The 25,712-nt window shown below is 40.9% G+C and carries 22 protein-coding genes and 2 pseudogenes; 17 read left to right on the forward strand and 7 right to left on the reverse strand.

Going from position 1 to position 25,712, the window contains the following annotated elements:
• Positions 1-15: 15 nt before the first annotated feature.
• Complete coding sequence (locus tag AB4128_RS18110; protein ID WP_055022535.1) at positions 16-843, reverse strand: mechanosensitive ion channel family protein; 828 nt, start codon at positions 841-843, stop codon at positions 16-18.
• A gap of 209 nt (positions 844-1,052) precedes the next feature.
• Positions 1,053-1,703: a DedA family protein gene (locus AB4128_RS18115; RefSeq protein ID WP_055022534.1), complete on the reverse strand. Its 651-nt coding sequence runs from the start codon at positions 1,701-1,703 to the stop codon at positions 1,053-1,055.
• 834 nt (positions 1,704-2,537) lie between these two features.
• Between AB4128_RS18115 and AB4128_RS18120 the strand changes: the two genes are divergently transcribed.
• From AB4128_RS18120 to mepA, 4 genes are all read left to right on the forward strand, one after another.
• The gene (locus AB4128_RS18120) at positions 2,538-4,091 is read left to right on the forward strand and encodes an ammonia-forming cytochrome c nitrite reductase subunit c552 (protein ID WP_192022154.1); all 1,554 of its coding nucleotides are present in this window, start codon (positions 2,538-2,540) and stop codon (positions 4,089-4,091) included.
• Positions 4,092-4,341: 250 nt separating this feature from the next.
• Positions 4,342-4,902: a sugar O-acetyltransferase gene (locus tag AB4128_RS18125; protein WP_372038538.1), complete on the forward strand. Its 561-nt coding sequence runs from the start codon at positions 4,342-4,344 to the stop codon at positions 4,900-4,902.
• An 18-nt stretch (positions 4,903-4,920) separates the two neighbouring features.
• Positions 4,921-5,313 (forward strand): ribosome recycling factor family protein, encoded by a 393-nt coding sequence (locus AB4128_RS18130; RefSeq protein ID WP_372038539.1) that lies wholly within the window; start codon positions 4,921-4,923, stop codon positions 5,311-5,313.
• A gap of 197 nt (positions 5,314-5,510) precedes the next feature.
• Positions 5,511-6,371, forward strand: coding sequence for a penicillin-insensitive murein endopeptidase (gene mepA, locus AB4128_RS18135; protein ID WP_372038540.1), 861 nt, complete (start codon positions 5,511-5,513; stop codon positions 6,369-6,371).
• 366 nt (positions 6,372-6,737) lie between these two features.
• Here mepA and AB4128_RS18140 read toward each other — a convergent pair whose 3' ends face one another.
• Entirely contained in the window at positions 6,738-6,893 is a 156-nt protein-coding gene (locus tag AB4128_RS18140; RefSeq protein ID WP_372038541.1) for a hypothetical protein, read from the reverse strand.
• 45 nt (positions 6,894-6,938) lie between these two features.
• Between AB4128_RS18140 and AB4128_RS18145 the strand changes: the two genes are divergently transcribed.
• The 3 genes from AB4128_RS18145 (at position 6,939) to AB4128_RS18155 (ending at position 9,132) form a co-directional block, all read left to right on the forward strand.
• A complete protein-coding gene (locus tag AB4128_RS18145; protein ID WP_119967611.1) occupies positions 6,939-7,370 on the forward strand; it encodes a GNAT family N-acetyltransferase in 432 nt (143 codons plus the stop codon).
• Between the two features lie 381 nt (positions 7,371-7,751).
• Complete coding sequence (locus AB4128_RS18150; protein ID WP_372038543.1) at positions 7,752-8,528, forward strand: hypothetical protein; 777 nt, start codon at positions 7,752-7,754, stop codon at positions 8,526-8,528.
• Positions 8,529-8,622: 94 nt separating this feature from the next.
• Entirely contained in the window at positions 8,623-9,132 is a 510-nt protein-coding gene (locus AB4128_RS18155; RefSeq protein WP_299568374.1) for a hypothetical protein, read from the forward strand.
• Positions 9,133-9,154: 22 nt separating this feature from the next.
• On the opposite strand, the pseudogene AB4128_RS18160 reads toward AB4128_RS18155, so the two are convergent.
• A pseudogene (locus AB4128_RS18160) lies at positions 9,155-9,319 on the reverse strand (IS110 family transposase); the annotation flags it as partial.
• 460 nt (positions 9,320-9,779) lie between these two features.
• Between AB4128_RS18160 and AB4128_RS18165 the strand changes: the two are divergent.
• Entirely contained in the window at positions 9,780-11,387 is a 1,608-nt protein-coding gene (locus AB4128_RS18165) for an ABC-F family ATPase (protein ID WP_372038563.1), read from the forward strand.
• A gap of 399 nt (positions 11,388-11,786) precedes the next feature.
• On the opposite strand, the gene AB4128_RS18170 is transcribed toward AB4128_RS18165, so the two are convergent.
• Complete coding sequence (locus AB4128_RS18170; protein WP_055024850.1) at positions 11,787-13,031, reverse strand: 4Fe-4S binding protein; 1,245 nt, start codon at positions 13,029-13,031, stop codon at positions 11,787-11,789.
• 374 nt (positions 13,032-13,405) lie between these two features.
• Positions 13,406-14,260 carry a PA4780 family RIO1-like protein kinase gene (locus tag AB4128_RS18175; RefSeq protein ID WP_372038544.1) on the reverse strand — a complete coding sequence of 285 codons (855 nt, stop codon included), beginning with the start codon at positions 14,258-14,260 and terminating at the stop codon, positions 13,406-13,408.
• Positions 14,261-14,439: 179 nt separating this feature from the next.
• Between AB4128_RS18175 and AB4128_RS18180 the strand changes: the two genes are divergently transcribed.
• From AB4128_RS18180 to AB4128_RS18220, 9 genes and pseudogenes are all read left to right on the forward strand, one after another.
• Positions 14,440-14,955, forward strand: a complete 516-nt coding sequence (locus tag AB4128_RS18180) for a VF530 family DNA-binding protein (RefSeq protein ID WP_372038545.1) — start codon at positions 14,440-14,442, stop codon at positions 14,953-14,955.
• Between the two features lie 206 nt (positions 14,956-15,161).
• Entirely contained in the window at positions 15,162-15,452 is a 291-nt protein-coding gene (locus AB4128_RS18185) for a hypothetical protein (protein WP_372038564.1), read from the forward strand.
• Positions 15,453-15,739: 287 nt separating this feature from the next.
• Complete coding sequence (locus AB4128_RS18190) at positions 15,740-17,128, forward strand: DASH family cryptochrome (RefSeq protein ID WP_372038546.1); 1,389 nt, start codon at positions 15,740-15,742, stop codon at positions 17,126-17,128.
• Positions 17,128-18,579 (forward strand): FAD-binding domain-containing protein, encoded by a 1,452-nt coding sequence (locus AB4128_RS18195; RefSeq protein ID WP_372038547.1) that lies wholly within the window; start codon positions 17,128-17,130, stop codon positions 18,577-18,579. The genes AB4128_RS18190 and AB4128_RS18195 overlap by 1 nt, the downstream gene beginning before the upstream one ends.
• Positions 18,579-18,725: pseudogene (locus AB4128_RS18200) on the forward strand (DUF2256 domain-containing protein); the annotation flags it as partial. The gene AB4128_RS18195 and the pseudogene AB4128_RS18200, both read left to right, overlap by 1 nt.
• Positions 18,726-18,832: 107 nt before the next feature.
• Entirely contained in the window at positions 18,833-20,404 is a 1,572-nt protein-coding gene (locus AB4128_RS18205; protein ID WP_372038548.1) for a cryptochrome/photolyase family protein, read from the forward strand.
• Positions 20,405-20,522: 118 nt separating this feature from the next.
• Positions 20,523-21,230 (forward strand): flavin reductase family protein, encoded by a 708-nt coding sequence (locus AB4128_RS18210; RefSeq protein ID WP_372038549.1) that lies wholly within the window; start codon positions 20,523-20,525, stop codon positions 21,228-21,230.
• Positions 21,231-21,399: 169 nt separating this feature from the next.
• Positions 21,400-23,586, forward strand: a complete 2,187-nt coding sequence (locus AB4128_RS18215) for an OsmC domain/YcaO domain-containing protein (protein ID WP_055024842.1) — start codon at positions 21,400-21,402, stop codon at positions 23,584-23,586.
• Between the two features lie 488 nt (positions 23,587-24,074).
• Complete coding sequence (locus AB4128_RS18220) at positions 24,075-25,067, forward strand: hypothetical protein (protein WP_372038550.1); 993 nt, start codon at positions 24,075-24,077, stop codon at positions 25,065-25,067.
• A gap of 151 nt (positions 25,068-25,218) precedes the next feature.
• On the opposite strand, the gene AB4128_RS18225 is transcribed toward AB4128_RS18220, so the two are convergent.
• A complete protein-coding gene (locus AB4128_RS18225) occupies positions 25,219-25,707 on the reverse strand; it encodes a zf-TFIIB domain-containing protein (protein ID WP_192022169.1) in 489 nt (162 codons plus the stop codon).
• Between the last annotated feature and the right edge of the window lie 5 nt (positions 25,708-25,712).

Here is a 25,712-nt window from a genome sequence, read left to right on the forward strand (position 1 = left end):
ATAACCGCTAATTGACTATTTTTCTTTCTCAATAATGACTTTTCTGTGTGGGAAAGGAATTTCGATTCCCGCTTCATCAAGGGCTTTTTTAACCTGCTCAGGGATCGAGTACAAGATGTCAAAGTAGTGTTCACCATGACAAAATGGCCTTACGAGAAAATCCACTGAACTGTTATTGAGGGTTTCAACTTCAACAAAAGGAGCTGGGTCTTGTAACACATGAGGATGAGCGGCAAGCACTGCATCAATCACTTTTCTTACTTCATCGGTATTCTCTTTGTAAGCCACGCCAAAATGCATATCCACACCACGAATATCATGGAATGAATGGTTAACGATTTGCGCACCCCAAATTTGGCTGTTAGGAACAATAATATGCTGATTATCGAAGGTTTTAAGAATGGTTGTGAATAAATCAATTTCTTGAACATTACCGAATCGATCGGCTGCACTAATAAAGTCGCCCACTTTATAAGGGCGGAATAATAACAGCATAACGCCGGCAGCTAAGTTAGACAGCGTCCCTTGCAGTGCTAAGCCAACTGCCAAACCTGCTGCACCTAATAAGGCAACAATGGATGCGGTTTGTACCCCAAAGCGGTTTAATACGGCAATGGCCACAAATGCAAGAATGACATACTTAGCGACACTGCCTAAAAAACGAAATAGGGTGTTGTCGAGTTTATCGTAGCTCTCACCAATTTTATTAATAATTGCGCTTGCTTTGTTAGCGACATATAGGCCAACGATGAGTATAAGCGCAGCGAGTAATACATTGATCCCGCCATCGATGATGATGGGCAAATATTGATTAATATCGATTTGACTCACATAGTCTTGCATTTAATGCCTCCTGCATAAAAGGGATACTTACCTTAGATTCAACAAATATGCTGTATTGGATTGAACATAACTGAGCTGCTAGTTAGGCAAGTTATTTCAAGCTAATGACTTGATATTATTGATATCAAATGAAGCTTAGCACAACCCTGTGTTATATGTGATGACAAGCCCTTTACGCTAATACTTTTGCTTTAGACAATCAGTAGAAATCATTGATTATGACTTTTAGACTTTTTTGAAAAACGAAACACCATGGCTGCAGTAGCTGATAGCATTAAGCTCATACTCACCACTAAAAATGCTTTATTTAAGGTTTCTTGATAGTCACTCAACAGGGGGTTATTCATTACCCATTGACCAATAAATAACAGGGTTGTAGTCCATATCAGTGCACTGGTAACGCTCATTAATACAGTGCGTTTAACGCCAAGCTTTCTGATCCCCATTAGCATTGGAGTGAGTACCCGCACAAAAGGTATAAACCGTGAAAAAAACAGTGCGAGGAAGCCATACTTCTCGAGTAAATCAGATGCCCGCTGTAAGGTATTGTCTGGTAGTCCTTTCTCGATTTTGTTGACCATAGGGTGGTGTGACAGCCATCGTCCTTGCATATAGGCAATAAAGGAGCCTAGACCCGCAGCAACGGTCAGTAATGCGATGGCCAATTGCAGCTCAACAACACCTAAACCGACTAAGCCGCCAACAAATAGCACTAGACCATCACCGGGAAGGGGTAAGAATACAAAGCTTGATTCTAGAAATAAGATTAACGCTAATATCAACATTAAGTGATATATCGAAACAGTTTCCATTAAAGCATCAAAATCTTGATGCCAAATTGAAAGCAGTACATCAAACATTAACTATCCTTAAATTATATTTAAGCCAAGCAAATAAATAGTGAAGACATTGGCATATTAGGGAAAATATTAATTGTCTAGGGTATCACTCAATATCGTTTTTTTTATATTAAATAACGGTCATCTTTATACAGCGTAACAATTAACGAATGTGTCATTTTGTTATTGTTTACTGATACTAAATTAGGTTCTTTTATTATATTTTTTGCTAAATTTGCTGTTAATAATATAAGCTGAAATGATAATTAATTTATATTTAAGGTTAAATTAAGCTTAGTGATCTAGTAATTTTATTTTCTGAAAATAATGCAAGTTAGATAGGTTGTTTAACTTGATCTTGATTATATTTAAATGATTTTTGTGAGGTAAAAATGTGCTAACTGTTACCCATTTAAGATTCGAGTGAATTTTAATTATATTATTTTGAATAAATTTAAGCTTTTGTTTTTTAATGGTTTTTAAATTTGTTTTATTTTGTTTTCAGCTTCATCTTAACGTTATAGCTGTTTTTTTACCTTAATAGGTTGAAAGTTAGGCACGGCCATTTTGAATTTATCAGAAAACTTTACCCCTAAAGGGGTATCTCTTTTAGAGGTAAAAATTTGAACTGAGACAAGTAAATAGCGTTGGTTTGTAGGGAGTCACATTAATATAGCAAAGCCCTGTTTCACCTAGCTCATTATGATAATAATTGTTTTAAATATTTTAGATTTTTAAATTTTAAAAAATCTCTAAGAGCACTAATTGCTTTAACGAGAGTATTTAAAATGTGTTTGGTAATTGTAGGGGATAACAATGCCAGCATAAATATAATAATCCTAATGAGGAATGATGATGAAATTAAGAAAACTAGCTGTTGCAGTAATGCTTACTACCGCATTTACTGGCTATAGTGTTGCTGGCGAAGTTGATTTATATAAAAGTGAAAACTGGCAAAAAACTTTCCCAGAACAATATAAAACTTGGGCTGAAACAGAAGAAAGCACGCCAGCATCAGGCAAACTTGACGACTTACTTGCCAGTAATCCAAATCTCGTGAGTGCTTGGGCTGGGTATGGTTTCGCTAAAGACTACAACCGTGCACGTGGTCATCACTTTGCGCTAACAGATATCATTAAAACCTTACGTGTAGGCCATCCAATGGTCGGCCATGATGGAAAAATGGTCGGTGAAGCAATGGCTGCAAGTTGTTGGTCATGTAAAACCCCTGATGTAGCACGCATGTATGATGAAGTGGGTGAAGGCAAGTTTTCAGACAATGCATGGTCTACTTGGGGCCACGAAATGTCGAACACCATTGGTTGTGCGGATTGTCATGAGTTAGGTAAAGAAGACTTACGTCTTAGCCGTCCTTATGCTGACCGTGCAATGAAAGCCATTGGTAAAGAGTTTTCTAAGCAAGATGCAACGATGCAAGCAAGCCAAACTTGTGCCCAGTGTCATGTTGAGTACTACTTCGATGGTACTGATGAAAAGAAAGTGAAATACCCAATGGATTACTGGGTGCCAGGTGAGAAAACAGACTACAAACAGTTTGTTGGTTACACAGGAACAGACGGTTTATATGAAGGTTTTGCAGCTGAAGCGCAACTCGCTTACTTTGATAGCCGTGGCTTTAAAGATTGGACTAATGCCGTATCTGGTGCACCAATGCTTAAAGCACAACATCCAGAATATGAGAACATGATGGATCGTACCGAACACGCTATGGATAACCATTTAGAGTTTGGTTGTACGACGTGTCATATGCCAAAAGCAACAAACGACAAAGGGGCTAAATACTCGAACCATAAAGTGACATTTGAAGCAGATACATTACCGAAAAGCTGTATCGGCTGTCATGATGGTGCTGACTTCAAAGAAATCTTTGCTGAGCGTAAAGCTGAAATCAATAAGCTACGTTTTGAAGCTGACGGTACCGACCCTCGTTTGACTGAAGTTCACTTCAAAGCACAAGCTATTTGGGCTGCCAATGGCGTCGAAGGTTTAGAAGCGAATAAAGGTATTGCTGAAGCTAAAGCGAACTATGAAGCTGCGCTAAAAGCGAAAACACCACTAGCAGGTGAAATGAATAGCTTACTGATTAAAGTCAGAAATGCGCAATGGTTCTGGGATAGCGCAACAGCCTCTCATGGTATCCATGCTCATAACCCTGAAGAAGCAATTCGCCTACTTGAGAAGTCTAATGCCATCCTAGATGCAGCATTAACTGAAGCAAATGCGTTATTGAAGAAGTATGCGCCTGAGTACAAGTACGATGCGACTAAATACGACACTAAAGAGAAGGTTCAACCTCTTGTCGGTTTAGACTTAGAAGCAATGAAAGCGTCAAAAGCATTGTTCCTAGAAAAACGCGTTGAGAAAGAATGGCCAGCTGAACTTAAGTAATTAAGTTTAGACAGTGTGATTTGAATACATAGACACTCCACTATCACCGTTCAAATCAAATACTGTTACAGCCTAATGCCAGTCGATGTAAATTGACTGGCATTTTTTTATCTTCAAAAACACGATTCTCTTATCTCAAAAAGTTTAGGTATGTCGCTAAATTCACACAAACTGAAAGCATCTCGACCCATTCCCAAGTATTATCTTTGAAAGTGATGAAAGGTAAATAATTGACTGACGAAGGATTAACATGAGCGAGTTTAAAAAAATGACATCGGGTCATGCATTTAATGGTGGCGATAGAGAATTAAATGCCATGCGTGATGATGCAACCTTGATGTTAGTAGAGCTTAATCAGACCGTTGATGACGCAAGTCGCCTTGGGCTATTTAAGCGCTTATTTGCTCACTTTGGTGAAGGCAGTGTCATTCGTTCACCTTTTTCATGTGAGTTTGGTAAAACGATTTCAATAGGTGATAACAGCTTTATTAATCTTAATGTCACCATGCTTGATGGCAGTTTTATCACGCTGGGGAATAATGTCCTTGTCGGGCCGAATACTCAGTTTTACTCGGCAAGCCATGATTTAGATTATCGTCAGCGCCAGCAATGGCAGACCCATTGTTTACCTATTGTGGTTGAAGATGATGTATGGATTGGTGGTAATGCAATTATCAATCAAGGGGTGACAATTGGCGCTCGTTCAGTGATTGCTGCAAACTCTGTGGTGACAAAAGATGTGCCTGCAGATTGCCTCTATGGTGGCACCCCTGCTAAGTTAATTCGACATTTATCTGAAAATAACACCTAAGAATAAAATCTAAATCCTATGCATAAAGACGCTATCACTATTTCACTGCCTTCGCTTATTCATCGCATCGGCAGAGAGAGTGTTAATCAAGCAAAAGTGATAGCTGTTGAGCATCATTGTGAGCTCAAGCGCGTGCGCCGTTCAAGAAACTGGACTCTAGTAGGAGAGGCGATTAAGGTTCAATCTTTTAATAGTCAACTTAACTCAGTAAGCCAAGAATCCTTTGCCTACCTGAATAAGAAAGTATCAGCGGCGTTAATTGTGCATGCCGATAAACTGGAACCTTTAGAAGCTAAACTGATCCGATTAATCACCGAAACCCCTAGTATTACGCTTGCAGAGCTTATCCAGCAAACGCAATGTACCGAAGTGCAAGCTAGAACTGCCAGATTTGAAGCGGATACTTGGTAACTGCGCAAAACGTTTTGACAGCTTTTTTCATTGTTAATTCGACTTGATCTATGGTCTGCTATAGCAATCTTCTATTAATTTTTATCATACAGTAACCACCTTCTTGTCATTCCCCTCTACACTTATAAAACTGAAGTTTAACCTAGCTTTGAGCCTTGCTAGTACCTTGCTTAATGTTCAAATAAAAGAGAGTCGTTATGCGGTATTTTTCTGTTGTTATTATTTTGATGCTACTTATGGCGAGCTCAAATATTCAGGCACGCTTTAATCCTTGGGAGCATACTAAAACACCTTTTAAAGGGCCCGCTGCAGCTATTGGCGAGTATGCAAATGGCTGTTTATCTGGTGCAGAAGCTTTGCCCTTATCAGGCAAAGGGTTTCAAGTGATTAGGCCGCAAAGAGATCGATATTATGGTCATCCGAATTTGGTGAACTTTGTGCAGCAATATGCTGTGCAATTGCAAGGTGAAGGGATTGAGCAAATTCTAGTGGGGGATATGTCGATGCCCCGTGGTGGCCAGTTTGATTATGGCCATAACAGTCATCAGATTGGTTTAGATGTTGATATCTGGTTGAGACTAACTGAGAAGCCGCTTAGTAAAGCTGAGCTTAAATCGCCGCGTGCGCTGACAGTGGTAGATAACCAAGAGTTCGCAATCGATACCGCTGCTTGGAGCCCACAACATAAACTGATGATAAAAGTTGCAGCTCAAGATCCACAAGTTGCACGAATATTTGTTAATGGTGCAATCAAACAGCTGCTGTGTAATGAGCGCACACAAGCTGATGATGTTTGGCTTAATAAAGTGCGCCCTTGGTGGGGGCACAGCGCTCATATGCATGTTCGCCTTAACTGCCCCAAAGATAATCCAGACTGTAAGGCGCAAAAGCCGATAAAACCAGGTCATGGGTGTGAAGACATCGCTTGGTGGAAACAACAATTTTACACCGCTAAATCAGCGCCTAAAAAGGAGCTTGATAAACCTACACAACGCAAACCCAAACCACTACAAGTTAAACCGCAGCAGTGTGAACCATTAACATGGGCAGCGCCGTAATAAAGAGGTTTAGCAATGTATGATGGCGCGTTATGCCTTATTGGCCATTTGAACAAGTCAACGTCGTAGTGCTTTGCCCCCTCTTTTGTTAAGTGTACGTCGAAGAGTGGCCCAGCTTCCCCCCTTTTTGTATCAGCCATGTCGCTTCGGCTTTTTCACTCTTTATTGATAGAACGGCGAAAGTGACAACTCTCGAAATAGGCAAGAAGAGATAGACAAGACGAAATGAACAAGATGGCGAAAGAGTTCCTGTGATGGGTATTTAGCTTTGCTCTTCGTTTGCTGTGCTAATTCTGTTTTTGCCTCAATCAGTTTCTACTTCACTCTGTGAAAGCGTTGCTATTCACTCCTGCGATGATGCTTGGTTTATTGCCGAACAAAAGCAAAGTCGACAAAAACAAAGTCGGCTAAAACAAAGTCGGCTAAAGCCAAGTCGACAAAAGCAAAGTCGACACAAGCAAAGTCGACACAAGCAAAGTCGATAGTACATGGACGGTTATCTATTTTGTCGATAAAATACACTCTCGCGGCTGCACATAAATTTCAGTCAACGATAGAGAAACCATAATGATTGTAGAAAATGTGCTTCCCGAAAATTACGCAGAAATGCTTAATGTTTGGGAAAACTCAGTCCGAGCTACGCATGACTTCATAACAGAAGCAGACATTGAATTTTTTAAACCTATTATCATTGAGCAGGCTTTTCCTGCTGTCACGTTAAGATGTGTTAAAAATGAAACAGGTTCAATACAAGGTTTTGTGGGTATCCACGACTCAAAGATTGAAATGCTTTTCATCTTAAACGAGGCAAGAGGGCAAGGCGTTGGTAAAGTGCTACTGCAATACGCACTAGAGCAGTTAGGTGCAACCAAGGTCGATGTTAATGAACAAAACCCACAGGCAGTAGGCTTCTACGAGCATATGGGGTTTAAAGTCGTTTCGCGATCGCCACTCGATGATATGGGAAAACCATTTCCAATTCTGCATATGACACTTTAAAGCTCGGTTTGTTGTAACCAAATTTGTAAGAAGAAACGCCCAAAGCTAATAACTTTGGGCGTTTCCGTATACACGAGCGTTGTTATAATTTTACACGAATGATTCTTGAGTAAAGAGAGTAAAAATTGGCTGATTTACGCTCGATAAACTTCTAGTTATTTGATAAGTTGTTGAATCTAAAGTTATTGATAAAAGGTTGTAGAGACCTCTACATCAAAGCGCTCATTTTTGCGGGCTTTATATTAATAAAACAGATCTTAAATTTTAGTTTTATCCATACTAAACAGACGGTTGGCTTGGCATGGTTGCTGCTAAGCTGAATTTTAGCCGGAAGATTATCGAGCAGCTATATAATAAGCTGTTATGTATCAGGAGCTAGTTTTGACCGATGCGGTAAAATGGGAATTCTATTTAGACGGTGATTCTCAATGTTTTAGAGGTTACTCAGAGGGACGAGAGAATTTATACTTTGATATTTCTGGTGGGATTGATCACCACAATGATTGCATGAATGATGACTTTCGTCTTTCATCTGTATATTTTGATGACGAAGACGATCCTGACGTTGTGTGGCAAATAGGGTATGAGCTAGCAAGCTTATACAATGGAGTTTCGTCAATATTATCTGAAAATGTGCGGAAACTTGAGTTAGCTGAATTACTACATGATGGAGTTAGAGTTGGAAAACCCCAAAAAAGAAATATATTAGCTTTATTAGGGAAACCAAATATTTCAGACTACCTATATAATCAGGAATTTGAAAAAGTACAAAAATTAGATGTTCGTTTTTTTATGATGAACTTGGCCACTGAGCGTGAAGATGCTTATTTGATATTGAAATACTTCGCAGTTGAAGGAAGTTATATTAACTATTATAAAACTCTTGAGACATTAGAAGCGCTATCAAAAAAAACAAGTATAGAAATTTCGGTAGACAAGAAGTTAAGGAAAGCTTTTACGAATACGGCTAACAACTACACATTGTCAGGCTTGGATTCTAGGCATGGGTTTAAACAAGCTGTTAAAGAAAACAAAACTCCAAGTATGGAGTTATCAGAAGCACATTCATTCATAGCAAGCATTGCAAAAGAATACCTCAATAAGCTAGCGAATGGTGTTATCAATGGAATACATAACAAGTCATTTAAGCTGGACTAAATACAGCGGGCTTTCGCTCCGCTCAATTGTAGCCCACTATATTAAGCCTCTTAATGAGGCGTTATGTGTTTAATTGTATTTTGAGAGTGTATTTATGATTGCGTGGTTCCAAAAAACCTTTGAGACAGCAGCACAGCAAGCGACACTATTTTCTATTTTAGTTTCAACATGTTTGGCTATTTTCTTGTTGCTATTAAACCAATGGTTTAATAGCAGAAAGGATATTAAAAATCTTAAAGTTACAAAATTAGAAGAACTAGCATCTGCTACTTATGCTTATGAAAGGCTATGTTTTGATATATTATCAAGACTATACAATAATTCTCCATCTGACCAAATAACACTTGATAAAATGGCTGATAGTGTTGAGCTTTCAGACAAAATTGAAATGCTTGTAACACTTTACTTTCCAAGTATAACTTTTGACCCAAAATCGACTCAAACTACGTTGTTAAAAGTCCATCATCAATTTGATATGGTTGAAATAAATAATAAATCGGATCGTTCATCATATGAGTCCTATGAAAATAGCACTAATACTGTGAAAGAAGTTCTTTCTACATTGAAGTCATTAGTTAAATATGAGATGAGCAAAAACACATAACAAGAGACTATGGCGTCAATAGCTAATTTTGAGCTTTTGGTACTTCCCACATTACATCATCTCTTAGCATGGAAGTCTGTGTTACAACCCACTTTCTAATACAGGCAATTATGGCTACTTTCTTTGGCTTTCCAGCAGCGACTAGTCGCTGATAAGTTTCTTTGAAAACAGGGGTAGACTGAATAAGTGGGGCAGAGTAAACATAATTATTTTTCTATTAAATGCTCATTAGCTAAGACTTAATTCCTAACCCATTTCTGTCCAAGAGTAAGTCGATAACTGTTCTGCCTTTATTTTGGTCCCCCAATTATCGTGGCCATGAATACACCAACAATATTTTGCATGATAGTGTCTTTCAATTTACATTTTTGCTTATGGGACACTAAGCCGATAGCTAACCAAAACTGCGAATATGTCCCTTACTTCCCAGTCCATGCTCCAAGCCCCTATTAACACGTGGCTATTTATAAGTTCTTATTAATAAGTTCTTATCAACAAGTTCTTATTAACAAATACCTATTAACAAATATCTATTAACAATACCTATTAAACTCATCTTTCGGGTATCTAATACACAGTAGAGTCTGTATACTGCCGCGCTGCTTTTAAGCTCACTTTTTCTACTATTTATCCCGAGGGTTACCACTATCATTAGTACAAACAACATCACCATGCAGTTTGGCGCAGAGCCATTGTTTGAAAATATCTCCGCTAAATTTGGCCACGGTAACCGTTATGGTCTAATTGGTGCTAATGGTTGTGGTAAATCAACATTCATGAAAATCCTTAGCGGCGCGTTAGCACCGAGTTCTGGTAATGTCTCGATTACTCCCGGTTTGAAAGTCGGTACATTGAGCCAAGATCAGTTCGCATTCGAGCAATACAGTGTGGTTGATACTGTGATCATGGGTGATGCAAAACTATGGGAAGTGAAGCAAGAGCGTGACCGTATTTACTCGTTACCAGAAATGAGTGAAGAAGACGGCATGAAAGTCGCTGAACTTGAAAGTGAATTTGCTGAAATGGATGGCTACAGCGCAGAATCTCGTGCCGGTGAAATCCTATTAGAAGCAGGTATTGAAGAGCATTATCATTTTGGTTTAATGCAACAAGTTGCACCGGGCTGGAAACTGCGGGTTTTACTGGCACAGGCGCTATTTTCAAACCCAGATATTTTGTTACTTGATGAACCGACCAACAACTTGGATATTCATACTATTTCTTGGTTGGCAGGTGAACTTAATCAACGTAAGTGCACCATGATTATCATTTCACATGATAGACATTTCTTGAACTCCGTTTGTACTCACATGGCCGATATTGATTACGGTGAGCTGCGAATTTATCCTGGTAACTACGAATACTTCCTTGAAGCTTCTGGGTTAATTCAAGAACAATTATTAGCAGGTAATGCTAAAAAGAGTGCCGAAATGGCAGAGCTGCAAGACTTCGTTAATCGTTTCGGCGCCAATGCCTCGAAAGCAAAACAAGCAAGCTCTCGTGCTAAAAAACTTGAGAAAATCAGTTTAGATGAAGTGAAGGCATCGAGCCGTATGACGCCATCACTGCGATTTGATGAAAGTAAAAAAATGCACCGTCAGGCATTAGTGCTTGAAGAATTAGGTCATGGCTTTGACGGTGAAAGCTTATTTGCAGGTGGCGATTTAATATTAGAAGCGGGGGCTAAGCTTGCGGTTATTGGCGAAAACGGTGTCGGTAAAACCACATTACTGCGTTGTTTAGTCAACGAATTAGCTAATAACCATGGCACCATCAAATGGTCTGAAAACGCTGCGATTGGTTACTGCCCACAGGACAGCAGCAAAGACTTTGATAATGACTTGTCTTTGTTTGATTGGATGTCGCAATGGCGAACGCCAAAGCATAACGATTTAATGGTGCGTGGCATGCTAGGGCGTTTGTTATTCACTGAAGATGACGCGAACAAGAAAGCCCGTAATTGCTCAGGTGGTGAAAAGAATCGCTTGTTATACGGCAAGTTAATGATGCAAGACGTTAACGTATTAGTCATGGATGAACCGACCAACCACATGGATATGGAAGCCATTGAAGCATTAAATAACGCCCTTAAATTATTTGAAGGTACGTTGATTTTTGTTAGCCATGACCGCGAGTTCGTATCGTCATTGGCAACTCATATCATTGATGTGAAAGACAAGCAGTTAGTGAGCTTCCACGGTACGTTTGATGAATACTTAGCAAGCCAGGCAGAAGCCGCCTGTAAAGCGGCATAGTACCTCAAATACAGTTTAACTGAACGGGTAAAAGTAATGCCGCTAACCTCAATGACGTTAGCGGCATTTTTATGGATGATATTGTGGATTCATTGATATCACTTTGAATCTAATAAATAGCTGTTAATGACCAATACTGCCTCAGTGACGTTAGCGTCATTTTTAAGGATGATATTGTGGATTCATTGATATCACTTTGAATCTAACAAATAGCTGTTAATGACCAATGCTGCCTCAGTGACGTTAGCGTCATTTTTAAGGATGATATTGTGAATTCAGTGATACCCCATTGAATCCAAATAGCTGTTAGTGACCAATGCTGCCTCAATGACGTTAGCATCATTTTTATGGATGATATTGTGGATTCAGTGATATCACTTTGAAGCTAACAAATAGCTGTTAATGACCAATACTGCCTAAATGTTGTATTAACATCATTCTTATTTCTGTTGGAGTTTCGCTATGCCAAAAACCACCAACATATGCCCAAAGTGGGATCATAAATAGCAATGACAGCAGTAATATTGTTAAGCCTCTAGCAGACATTTTAGTTCCCCAACGAGTGCTAAGATGCAGCGCCTCTTGTTTAGGGCAAGCTGAGATGCACTTCATGCAAGCTTGGCATTCGTCGCTACGAATTGTCGTTTGAGTGTGAACGATAATGTTAGCTGGACAAGCGCGAGTACATTTATCGCACTTCATCCCTTTGCCTTCAATTAAACATTGTTCAGTGGTGCGGCGTATTTTGAACGGACTTAAAAAACTGAGTAGCCCTAAAAATGCACCATAAGGGCAAATATATCGGCAAAATCCTTGTTTCTTCCAAGCGGCAATACCAAGAATAATACTGAAACAGATAAGGCTTATGATGGTAGGTTTTAAGAAAAACAGCGCCATCTTTAAGTCTGCGACTTTGTGATAATAACCATCAAGATAATGAGGAATACTGGCAAGTGGCATTGTGAAGACTAATAAAATCAGCGCTGCCATTAGCAAGTATTTAAGCATGCGCAATATCCAGTCTAACCAAGCTGGTGGAGCAAACTCTTGTTTGATGAACTTCTTTCTAAGGGCGTAAAGGTAATCGCCAGCTAATCCAAGTGGGCATGCCCAGCCACAAAAGGCGCGCTTACATAATAAGCCTGTGAGTAAAACCACCACTAACATGACGGCAGCAGAAGGGTGATTTTTATCCCATAACCCTAGCCCTAAAATGGCTTTAAGTTCTATTCCGCCTGCAATCGGTAAAAAGGCATCGCCGATATCTGGACGAACCAATATGGGTTCGACTCCTGCTTTAAGCATGGCGGAATTGATGGCAAATTGTACCCCAACAAGCAGCATAGATAACGCCAGTAAGTGTCTTATCATTTCTCGTAATTGGTTGGCTTTGTTATTGCCTCTTGAGCTTTCGCCAGCAACAGCGCCGCCTTGGGCCAGTGCAGGTTGAAACTTATTTAACATTGTCACCGCAACCAGTGCCACGACTAGGCCGACAAATAACGGCCAATGGAGAGTCATTAACAGGGCAGAGCCAAGTAATACAGCGCTAATAGCTGCGCCCCATTTTTGTTTACTCCAGTAAAGTAAACTGATGCTATAGACTAGCGCTAGCATTAAGGTGATTGATTCGATAGTACTCATAAGATGACTTATTTATTGTGTAAGTGCTTATGAGAGCCAAGCTCGTTAATCTAAGTTCGTTATCCCATTTCAGATTGTGAATGAGTTCGTAAATTTAATATAAAAATCACAAATAAAATGCGCAATATCACTAACCTGAAATTAACATTGTTAACGGGGGTAGTATTTTCAAATTGATTTGATAGGAGGGAGGAACTTAGCTAAATAGGTAGGCTGTATGATGAAGCCCAATGTTCAACACGCTTGGGCTTTAGTGATTGCTTTAGCGATTATTTTAGTCGTGTTTTATCGTTGCCAAAGCGAGTGAGTAAGTTACTTCACTCGCTGGTAGATATGATTTGCATTCAGGTTTCGCTTAACAATCTTCATTGGCATCAATCTTCATTAGCATCAATAATGCGTTGCAGTCTTTCTTGTTCTTCTTCCCGTGCTGCGTTGATTTCTTCAAGCACAGAGTCAACATCAGCGATGTGTTCGCTTTCTGCAAATTCACCAGTAAGTTCAGTGTCTGGCGTTAGTTCTCCTGCTTCAAATAATGCCCACATTTCTTTGGCATATTGGGTGTTAGCAAGCTCTGGGGCAAACTGGCTGTAGTAGTTTGTCATGTTGTTTACATCACGGGCGAACATCCACACAGCATTATTGTTGGCTGCGGCATCAACCGCTTGTGGCAAGTCGATAATCACCGGGCCTTTGTCATCAACCAGCACGTTAAACTCTGATAAGTCTCCGTGAATAAGCCCAGCACATAACATTAATTTAGCGTATTCAATCATACTGGCGTGATCGCGTATGGCATCTTCTTTTGAAAAGACAACATCATTAAGTCGAGGGGCGACAACGCCCTCACTGTCAGTGACGAGCTCCATTAGTAACACACCAGAAAAACAACCATAAGGCTCAGGCACGCGAACACCCGCAGCAGCTAATTTATATAGCGCATCAACTTCGGCGTTTTGCCAAGCTTCTTCTTGCTGATCTCGGCCGAACTTAGAGCCTTTCTCCATCGCTCGGGTGCGACGGCTATTACGAACTTTTCGTCCCTCTTGGTATTGAACGGCTTGTTTAAAGCTGCGCTTATCAACATCTTTATAGACTTTGGCGCAGCGAATATCATCGCCGCAGCGCACTACATAAACACTGGCTTCCTTGCCGCTCATTAATTGGCGCAGGACGTCGTCGACTAAGCCTTCTTCAACCAGAGGTTGGATTCGTTTTGGGATTTTCATTGCGCCGTTATACCGAGTTTATTAGAACAAGGAAAGACCAATTATCGCCATCAGAGTAAAAAGTATCGTAGTGAACAGAAAAAGCTTTTGGGATAAACACCCAGCGAGATAGCTAAGCGTGTAGATTGCTTGCTATTATGAGGTTTATATTTCGCTCATCGGCATTTTTGGGATCTCTTATGGTTGAACTACAACGAAACAATCCACTGCATGGTTTAAAATCAGAAACAATGGTCGCTGAGCTAGTCGATTTTTATGACTGGAAGATTTTATACGCAGCCCTGCGCTTAGAGTGTTTCAATAATAATCCCAGTTTAGAGTCATGCCTTAAGTTTTTAAAGAAAACCGAATGGGCGCGAGAACGCGTTGAAAGCTTTTATCTGTATCGTTTTAAAAGCATGCCAAAAGGCAGTGCAGCCCAGTTTGAGCTAAAACCCCGTGAACGTGGCTTTGCTGATGGCATCGTGCCACGTAAGCCGCAAGAGCTGACAGTTGAGTTAATTGCAGAAATGCGTGAAAAGGCCACAGCTGATTACGAAGAAATGAAACGAAACAACAGTCGCCCTAACAAGTACGGTAAAGATAAACCCAGAGCGCGAGATAACTATGTTCAAAATAATCATGCTCAAAATAAATCTCGTAATAAAAATCGCCCAGCGCCATCACAAGATCCAAATAACCCTTGGGGTAATTAGGTTGGTTACTTAAGCACTAAGCGTTTTGCTAGACGATATAAGTTACCGTTTAAAAAACTTAGGCTAAGGATAAATTGCTTAATTTGAATGGGTAGATCAAGCGTCTCATGTTTACCTAGAATAAGGATGTAGAGCACCTAAATAGCGATATACGCTCGATTCGAGATATAACTTGCTCAGATTTATTATCAAGGATGTGAACCATGATAAAAAGCTCAACGTTAATAGTGATACTTAGAACTTGTATTTGTTGTGGCATTTGTCTGATTTTACTTGGCATTTATCTACATAACTTTAACCATACTGTTGAAGTGATGGGCGTGAAGGGGATTATTCTCAGCGCCATGTGTGTGGCATTTGGGATGGTGTTGTCATTGCCGACGAAAATGTATTTAACCCTAGTGCTGGTTAATCATGAAAACCATCAACGTGAACTTGAGCAGCAACAAAATGCCAGTCGCAAGTCTCGCACCAAAGGGCAGCCAAACGATCCCTAACATTTCCTTTAGCTGTGAATCAAAAGCTATAGCAGAGCGACTTAAACCATAGCAGAGCGGCATAAGCCTTAGCAAAGCGGCATAAACCATAGCAGAGCGACTTAACCCTTAGCAAAGCGGCATAAACCATAGCAGAGCGACATAAACCATAGCAAAGCGGTATAGCCTATTTGCTATTGTTCAGTACAGATCTTCCCACCTCTCACTTAGCTGTTCACTTTTCTAGTAAACCTTTCTGGTGTGCGCTTCGTATCAATAGCATGTTTGAATAATCTCTAGGGTGTGTTTTGTCAGACAATCGCTGCTTATTTGTGTTTACTCAAGACCTTCGCTTACACGACAACGTGGCGCTGAATTCGTTATTGCGTCACGCGCAATCGGTGCAGCATGGTGGTCGCTCAAACCAGCAAACGCCAAGTTTGGCTTTTGCCTATGTGTTTGATGAGCAATGGTTTACACCAAGATGTTACCAGCAGCAATCAATGGGGCCACACAAACTCAGTTTTTTACTGCAATCCTTGGCAGACCTTCAACAACAGCTCAGTGTATTAGGGCACTCATTGCAGTTATATTTTGGTAATCCAGTTGCAGTGGTTACTCAGTTGGCCGAACAAAACCGCATAAATGCGCTAGGTTACAGTAAATCAGTGGGCTGGGATGAAAGGCAATCTTGGCAGCAAATAGGTAAAAACCTGCCAGATGTCACTCTACTTGCACAGTGGAATAATGGTTTGTTCAATCAACAGCAAATGGCGCCTTATACTGAAGCAATGAACAGCTTCTCGCAGTTTCGCCGTAAAGTTGAAAAGGCGAAGTTAGCGGTGGAGTTACCTTGCGATACCTTCAATGGTATTTCGCTACAACCAATCACCTTAGTCAGCCAATATGAAACCGACTTCAGTCAGTTTCAAGCGCCATCTTCCGCTATATTTTCTGGCGGTGAAAAGGCGGCTAATAAGCATATTGAACATTATTTTTCGAGTCATTATGCCAGCGACTATAAACAAACTCGTAATGCACTCGATGGCTTTGAACATTCGACTAAATTCAGTCCATTTCTCGCTTTCGGTAATGTGTCGGCAAGGGCGTTATGGTCACAGCTAAAGCAATATGAGCGCATACATGGCGCGAATGAGTCTACATACTGGATAGGCTTTGAGCTGCTTTGGCGGGAGTATTTTCATTGGCTTGCTTGGCAGCATGGCCCGCAGTTATTCCATTTTAAAGGCCAAGCAACAGTCAAGCCTCTGACGAGTTTTTTCCCTGAGCGATTTAAAAAATGGTGCTTAGGTAATACTCCTTATCCTTTGGTCAACGCTTGCATGAAACAGCTTAATACGACGGGTTACATGTCTAACCGTGGACGACAGATTGTAGCCAGTTGTTTAGTGAATGAATTAGGCCTTGATTGGCGCTATGGCGCTGCCTATTTTGAGCAACAATTGATTGATTATGATGTGGCATCTAACTGGGGAAACTGGCAGTACATTGCTGGTGTTGGTGTCGATCCACGTGGTGGTCGCCATTTCAATATCGAAAAACAAACAGCCATGTACGACCCTCAGCATGTTTTTATTCGCCATTGGTTGGGCGAGCAATGGCAGCAAGAGCTAGCGTTAAACTTAGATAGCCTTGATGCTGCCGATTGGCCACAAGAACATCAGGAGGCTGGCTAATGCCTATAGCGGTTGTGTGGCTAAAACGAGACCTACGCTTGTCTGATCACGCACCTTTATTGGAGGCAATTAATTCGGGTTTGCCTGTATTACTTTTATATTGTTTTGAGCCCATAGTCGTTAACGACAAACACACTTCCGCTCGCCACTTACAGTTTATCAATCAATCCTTGCAGGATATCCAGCACCGAGTCCCTCAAGGCGCATTACGTTGCAGCCTTGATAACGTGACAGAAACCTTAACAGACTTACATCAGCAATTTGGTATATCTGCGTTATATTCACATCAAGAGGTGGGGCTTAATAGTACCTTTGAACGTGACATTGAGGTTGGGCAATGGTGTGAAATTCAAGGTATTGATTGGCATGAAACACCCTATGCGGCAGTGATACGAGGTTTATCTGATAGGCAAAATTGGGACAAGCACTGGCAAAAGGTCATGCGTGCGCCCTTAGCAAATATTGATTTATCGGTAATTGATTGGCTGATTGATGATGAAGCGAGAGGTTCATTGAGTCGATGTGCTGCCTCGCTGCCCAACGCTATAGGCACATTTCAATATGGTGGCGAACAATCAGCTTGGCAAACGCTAACGTCGTTTTTTGAAGGGCGTGGCCAATCTTATGCGTACTCATTATCGAGCCCACTGTTAAGCCAAACCCACTGTTCACGCCTGTCGGCATATTTGGCGTGGGGCAACATAAGTTTGCGTCAGGTATACCAGCAACTTTTACAACACTGGAACACCAAAGGCTGGCGGCGCAGTCTGGTGGCGTTAAGCTCAAGGCTGCACTGGCATTGCCATTTTATCCAAAAGTTTGAAAGTGAATCAGCAATGGAGTTTAGACCGGTCAATCGTGGCTACATTGATTTACCACGAGCCGAAGGGGTTGCTGCTATGCTCAAGTTAGAGGCTTGGAAAACCGGTAAAACAGGTATTCCTATGGTGGATGCGTGTATGCGATGTTTAATTCACACGGGCTACATCAACTTTAGAATGCGTGCCATGTTAGTGAGTTTTTTGACCCATCATTTACAGCTTGATTGGCGTTTAGGTGTGCAGCATCTTGCCCAGCTGTTTTTAGACTTTGAGCCAGGGATCCATTACAGCCAATTCCAAATGCAAGCTGGGGTTACTGGTATCAATACCATTCGGATTTATAACCCTGTAAAGCAAGGTATCGAAAAAGATTCTGATGGCGAGTTTGTCAAAAAGTGGTTACCTGAACTGGCAGATATTCCAGCTCCTTTAGTGCATTCCCCTTGGATGTTGTCACCAATGGAGCAAATGATGCATCAAGTGCAACTCGGTATTGAATACCCTGAGCCAATTGTCGACCTAAGCCAAAGCTATAAAGCTGCACAAAGCCTATTGTGGCAATGGCGCAGCCGACCTCAAGTCAAGCAAGAGGCCCAACGCTTATTGCAGCGACATGTTAGGCAGGACTGATGAGAAAATCACAAGGGATAAAAAGCACCTTACCAAACAAAATATGTCTAGTGTGCCAGCGACCATTTAGTTGGCGTAAAAAATGGAAGCGGGATTGGCCTAATGTGAAGTACTGCTCTAAGCGCTGTGCGGGTGAAAGACGATCAGTCATTGCAAGCGTAGCGAAAACCTTACCCGCAAATAGCTTACTCGTTAATACAACACTGACTAAGGCTGAATTAGCTAATAAGCCATTAGTTAAAAAGGAAACGTCATGAAAACAGCCAATCGATTACGACTGATTTTAGGCGATCAACTTAATGCGTCACACTCTTGGTTTCGCCAGACCTGTCCAGAGACTTTATATGTTATTGCTGAGCTAAAACAAGAAACAAACTACACCCGTCATCATGGGCAAAAGGTGTGTGCTTTTTTTGCAGCAATGGCCGCCTTTGCTAAGGCACTGCAGCAAGCTGGGCATCGTGTGTGCTATTTAACGATAGATGACACTGCGTCATTTACAGATTTACCTGAATTACTCCATAGCCTGATTGAGCAATACCAAGCTACGCAGTTTGAGTATCAGTTGCCTGATGAGTATCGCCTGCGAGAGCAGTTAGCAAATGACATGAATTTCAACACAGGTGTTACGACTCAAGCCTACGAAACTGAACACTTTTATTTGTCTGATTCAGAGCTCAATGAGTACTTCAAAGCGGGTAAGAAACATCGTTTAGAGCACTTTTATCGCAAGATGCGTAAACGCGTTAATTTACTGATGGATGGAGACAATCCAGAAGGTGGGCAATGGAACTATGATGCTGAAAACAGGAAAAAGTTAACTCCTGCCGACTTTGAACATGTACCCGAAGCGTTAGTCTTTAGTCATGATGTTAGCGAAATAATTGCACGGCTAAAACGCCATGACATTCACACCATAGGTAACATGTCACAGACCTTGCTTTGGCCAGTAACACGTAAGGAGTCACAGGATTTATTAGTGTATTTTTGTCGTGTTTGTTTAGTGCGTTTTGGCCAATTTCAAGATGCGATGACAGGCCAACTTGATACCTTGCTTTCTCAGCGACAATGGAGCTTATACCACTCTCGGTTATCCTTTGCCATTAATAGCAAAATGCTCAGTCCACAACATGTGGTCGATACCGCGATTGCATCTTATCGCCAAGCAGAGGGTGCCATCTCACTAGCTCAAATTGAAGGATTTGTTCGTCAAATTTTAGGTTGGCGTGAATTTGTCCGTGGCGTGTATTGGGCCAATATGCCCGAGTATCAACAGTTAAACCATTTAGATGCAACCCAAGCTTTGCCCAGCTGGTTTTGGGACGCTAATACCAAGATGAATTGTCAACATCATGCCATTAAACAATCCCTCGATTATGCCTATGCTCATCATATTCAGCGTTTAATGGTCACGGGTAACTTTTGCCTGATTGCAGGCATTCACCCTGATGAAGTAGACCAGTGGTATTTAGGTATTTATATCGATGCGATTGAGTGGGTTGAAATGCCCAACACCCGAGGGATGAGCCAGTTTGCTGATGGTGGCATTGTAGGTTCAAAAGCCTATGCCGCTAGCGGTAACTATATTAAAAAAATGAGCGACTATTGCACAGACTGCCACTACAAGGTGAATCAAATTGACACAGAGGATGCGTGCCCGCTGAACTCGATGTACTGGCACTTTATGGATAAGCATCAACACCGTTTTAATGCCAACCCTCGCACTAGAATGGTGTACGCCAATTGGCTTAAAAAATCAGAGGCTGACAGGGCTCGTATACTTAAGCATGCCCACGGGTTATTAGCCAATTTAGATAATATCTAATGCTCAGTCTCAGTCTCAATCTCAGTCTCGACACATTGGCACCGAGAACTTTTACTTTAAATCAGGGCTAAGTCTCGCTTTGTTTTATTTTACAACTCACAGGAAACGTCACCATATTATGGCAATTAAGCATTTCAGTTCAACAGACATTAATGGCTTTGCAGATCGTCAACGAGCGAGGTTTATCAATAGCTTATCAGGGTTTAAAAGTGCCAATTTAGTGGCAACAATTGACGAACAAGGCATCACTAATTTGGCGATGATAAGCTCGGTGTTTCACATTGGCGCATCGCCTGCGTTAGTCGGTATGATCATTCGCCCAACCGCTGTGCTGCCTCCAGCAAAAAACACCCTCAAAAAAGCGAACATCAACGATGCTGATAATAAAGCTGTTCCCAGAAATACCTTAGCCAATATCAAACGCACTGGGGTTTACACCATCAACCACGTATCGGCAGATATTTATCAGCAGGCACACCAAACTTCGGCTAGGTACGATGATGCTATTTCAGAGTTTGATGCAGTAGGGCTTACAGAAACCTATATCGATGGTGTTGCTGCGCCATTTGTTCAACAAAGCCAGCTAAAGTTTTCGCTGTCAGTGCGGGAGATTACGCCATTAACTATCAACAATACGATATTGGTGATTGGCGAAGTCAGCCATGTATTAGTGGATAACATCGCGGTGAAAGATGATGGTTATATTGATATCGAGTCGATAAATACCGCTGCTGTGTCGGGGCTTGATAGTTATCATACGACGACCAGATTATCACGCTTGAGCTATGCTAAAGTCGATAGGCCAGTACAAGCATTGGATATTTGATTGTAGCTGTTGGCGGAAAATAGCGGATAATCAGCCACAATCGAGTTTTATTTTAATTAATCCAAGACTAATGGAGCAAAAACACCGATAATTCACCCAATTCGATAGATAGGCGCGATCGTTAGCGCTGATTTAAACATATTAGCTAAGCAAGTTGTGGGTGTATTCAATGGAAATCAAAGTTAACTTTCTCGATAACTTAAGGCTCGAAGCCAAGTTTGACGATTTTACGGTTACGGCCGATCAGCCTATTCGCTATAAAGGTGATGGTTCAGCGCCAAGTCCGTTTGATTACTTCCTTGCATCATCTGCGTTATGTGCGGCTTACTTCATCAAGGTTTATTGTAAAGCCCGCGATATTCCGACCGATAATATTCGCCTATCGCAAAACAACATTGTTGACCCTGAAGATCGTTACAACCAGATTTTTCAAATTCAAGTTGAACTGCCTGATGATATCTCAGAGAAAGATCGTACTGGCATATTACGTTCCATTGACCGTTGTACGGTAAAAAAGGTCGTGCAAACAGGCCCTGAATTTAAAATAGAAACGGTTGAAAACCTCGATAGTGATGCGAACGCCATGCTAATGGGACAACCTGATGGTGATGAGTCTACCTACATTTTAGGTAAAGACTTACCGCTTGAAGAAACCATTAAAAATATGACCGGGATGCTGGCTGATCTTGGGATGAAAATTGAAATCTCATCGTGGCGCAACATCGTCCCTAACGTGTGGTCATTACATATTCGTGATGCAGCATCGCCAATGTGTTTTACCAATGGTAAAGGTGCAACCAAAGAAAGTGCATTATGCTCAGCGTTAGGCGAGTTCATTGAACGTTTAAACAATAACTTCTTCTATAACGATCAGTTTTTTGGTAATGAGATCGCCAACAGCGAGTTTGTTCACTACCCCAATGAAAAGTGGTTTGAACTTGAAGAAGACGATGCTTTACCACAAGGCATTTTAGATGAGTACACCCTTGAAATTTATAACCCAGATGAAGAGCTAAATGGCTCGCATTTGATTGATACTAACTCAGGCAATATTGAGCGCGGTATTTGCACGATTCCTTACACACGTCACAGCGATGGTGAAACGGTCTATTTCCCATCAAATCTGATTGAAAATTTATTTTTAAGTAACGGCATGAGCGCGGGTAACAACCTGCAGGAAGCCCAAGTGCAGTGCTTGTCTGAAATCTTTGAAAGAGCCATTAAACGCCAAATCATTGAGCAAGAAATTGTCCTTCCTGACGTGCCAATGGCCGTATTAGAAAAGTATCCAAGCATTCTTGCGGGTATTAAAGGGTTAGAAGAACAAGGTTTCCCAGTTGTGGTAAAAGACGCCTCACTTGGCGGTGAATTCCCAGTGATGTGCGTGACCTTAATGAACCCTAAAACAGGCGGCGTATTTGCCTCATTTGGCGCACACCCAAGCTTTGAAGTGGCATTAGAGCGAAGCCTTACTGAGTTACTGCAAGGCCGCAGCTTTGAAGGCTTAAATGACGTGCCAAAGCCGACATTTAACAGCATGGCAGTGAGTGAACCAGAGAACTTTGTTGAGCACTTTATTGATTCAACGGGTGTGGTTTCATGGCGATTCTTTAGCAGCAATTCAGAATATGAATTCTGTGAATGGGACTTCTCAGGTACATCTGAAGAAGAGGCAAACGGCTTATTCGGCATCTTAGAAGCCTTAGGTAAAGAGGTGTATACCGCTGAGTTTAACCAGTTAGGTGCATCAGCTTGTCGTATGTTGGTCCCTGATTTTTCTGAAGTTTACCCTGTGGAAGACCTGATTTGGGATAACACCAATAAAGCCTTAGATTATCGTGAAGATATTTTAAATCTGCATCGTTTATCTGATGAAGAGCTGGTGGATTTGGTTAACCGTTTAGATGAAAGTCAGCAAGATAACTACACTGACATTCGCACCATGATTGGTATTGTGTTTGACGAAAATACCGTCTGGGGACAGTTAACGATTATTGAGTTAAAAATCTTAATTTACCTTGCACTAGGTGCTCTTGAAGAAGCCCTTGAGTTAGTCGAAGACTTCCTGCAATTTAACGATAATACGGTTGAGCGTGGCTTATTCTATCAAGCTGTTAATGCTGTATTAGAAGTTGAGTTAGATGAAGAGCTGGAACTTGAGCACTTTATCCATAACTTTACCCGTATGTTCGGCGAAGAAGTGATGCAAAATGTGGTTGGTAGCGTAACAGGTGAAGTGAGATTCTATGGCCTAACTGAAACCAGCATCAACCTTGAAGGCATTGAGCCTCATTTACGCTTGATTGAAAGCTATAAGAAACTGCATCAAGCGCGTAAATTGGCTGCTAAGTTATAAGCTCAACGCTGCTTAATAATGCTAAATCGCGTTTATTGAAATGAATTTAATGCCCGTTAGTGACTCACTAATGGGCATTTTTATTGTTATTTTAGCAAGTTATTGCTTCATTCATTTTCAGCATTCATTTCATTTGATTTCAGTTCATTCCCTTGCACTAACAAAAGCACTCTTTATCGTTAAAGCACTACTTATTCCCAAAGTACTATTTATGATGATTTACATCGGGTTGCGGTAATGTTCGTGTGTACTTTGAAGTTGTAACCTTGTTGTTCAACCATAGTGATTGCACAAATATACAATTGTTTGAGTAAGGTTTGCTGGTGGGTGTTATTTGATGGTTATGTTGATATTTTCTCTTTGTTTTTGTAACTAAGCTGTTGAATAAGAATGTTTTTAGCGGTTTTAGGCTTGTTTGTCATTCAGGTTGATTAACATGATGAGAAATAACAATAAACTCAAAATATTTCTTTCAGAGTGACATGATAATGACAAAGATAAAAGTGACGATGTTAGCTGCTTCAGTAGTGTTTTTACTGGGTTGTGATGATGTTGAGATCAATAATAACTACATTCAAAAAAGTCTAACCGCATCAAATGGCGCTTTATACGATCAAAACACCGCCTTTGAAGGTCGTGCGTATATGGACTACGACTTGCCAAGTATTAGTCCTCGTTTAGGCTATTGCTTCAATGGAAGCCTTGCTGTGCAAGTGTGTGCAGAGACATCATTTGATGGCCGAGTAGGGTACGATGAGGATTGGGTAGAAAACTATCAGGCGCTTGATTTAGATAATAAAACCGTGCGTTTTAAAACCTTCAATGAAGCCACAAACCCTGAACAAGATTTGATCCCATTGATTATTAATAAAGCCTATTCTTACAGCAGTGACTGGGAAAGCCGATTGATTGATTCTGCAAAACGTATTGAAAGCACAATTGGTCAGCGGATTTTTCAACGTGAAATACTGTATGTCGATATTCATGTAGAGGATGAATTCGCTGTTAGCCGAGATGATTTATATAACGGCAGCTATATGACGAATGACAGTAAGTTGAGTGCAGATGGTGTTGCTACCTCTTATAAACAACTGATTAAAGAGAATCCACATGTTGCAGGTGGCATTATTATGTCTGTTGGCTCCAATGTGGTTTACAAAAACTGTGGCGACTCTAAAGGTTCGGTGAGCTATGCACCTAAAACAAACTACATTCCATCACAAGTCATAGACTCAGAGGGTTATTTGAGTAATGAAGGCTTTGTGTGGGTCAATTTAGGCGTAGTATCGGGCACGTGCAATAACCTGAATAATGTCAGTAATAGCATTATTGATCATGAGTTGGGCCACTTGATCGGCCTTGCCGATCATTTTGAAGATTATGGTCATGGCGCAGCTTGGGGGGATGGAGCCAAAGCAGTGCTTAAAGCGTTATACAACAATCCGCTCGGCACGCCTTATGAGTTAATTGAAAAACCATAAAACTGATATCATATCAATGTGAGTCACTAACAGTGCTGGCTAAATTAAGTGGTTGATTATGATTTGATTTTGTCACTGACTTACATTAAAAAGCGAACCTCATGGTTCGCTTTTTAAGTTTATAGAAATTCGTCGATATCACGAATATTTTTTAAAAAACGCTCATAAATAATCGTTGTAATTTTTGAGCTAATGCGTCTTTTTGTTGTATTTTCATATCATGGCTTTTCTGAATATTAGTCTCTAGCATAGCAAGTACAAAATCTTTGCCAGCTTTGTCTCGATCCTGTTGATTAGGGAAGAGCTCCCTAATTTTTGCGAGTTCATTATAGTCAAACCACATCCCCCCACAGCCAGGACATTCATCCACTTCTACTTGATTTTTCGGACTGTAAAAATATCGGCGCATGACGATATCGGGACATTTCGGGCAATTAATTCTTTGGCTATAATCTATTGCAGATGGGGTAAATTGAGATAAATGCTCTACCAGCACCGAACCGCGCTTTTCATGTTCTTCGTCAAAATGCATCAGCTCATAATTGTCAAAAAAGACACCACCAGAGGCTTTGGAAAACTCGACCGTTATACCGCCGACTTTGATAGGTGTTAGTTCAGACGCCGTTCTTGGGCATTTCATGTCGT

Source organism: Shewanella sp. 10N.286.52.A9, from assembly GCF_041468985.1.
GTDB classification, from domain to species: Bacteria; Pseudomonadota; Gammaproteobacteria; order Enterobacterales; family Shewanellaceae; genus Shewanella; species Shewanella japonica.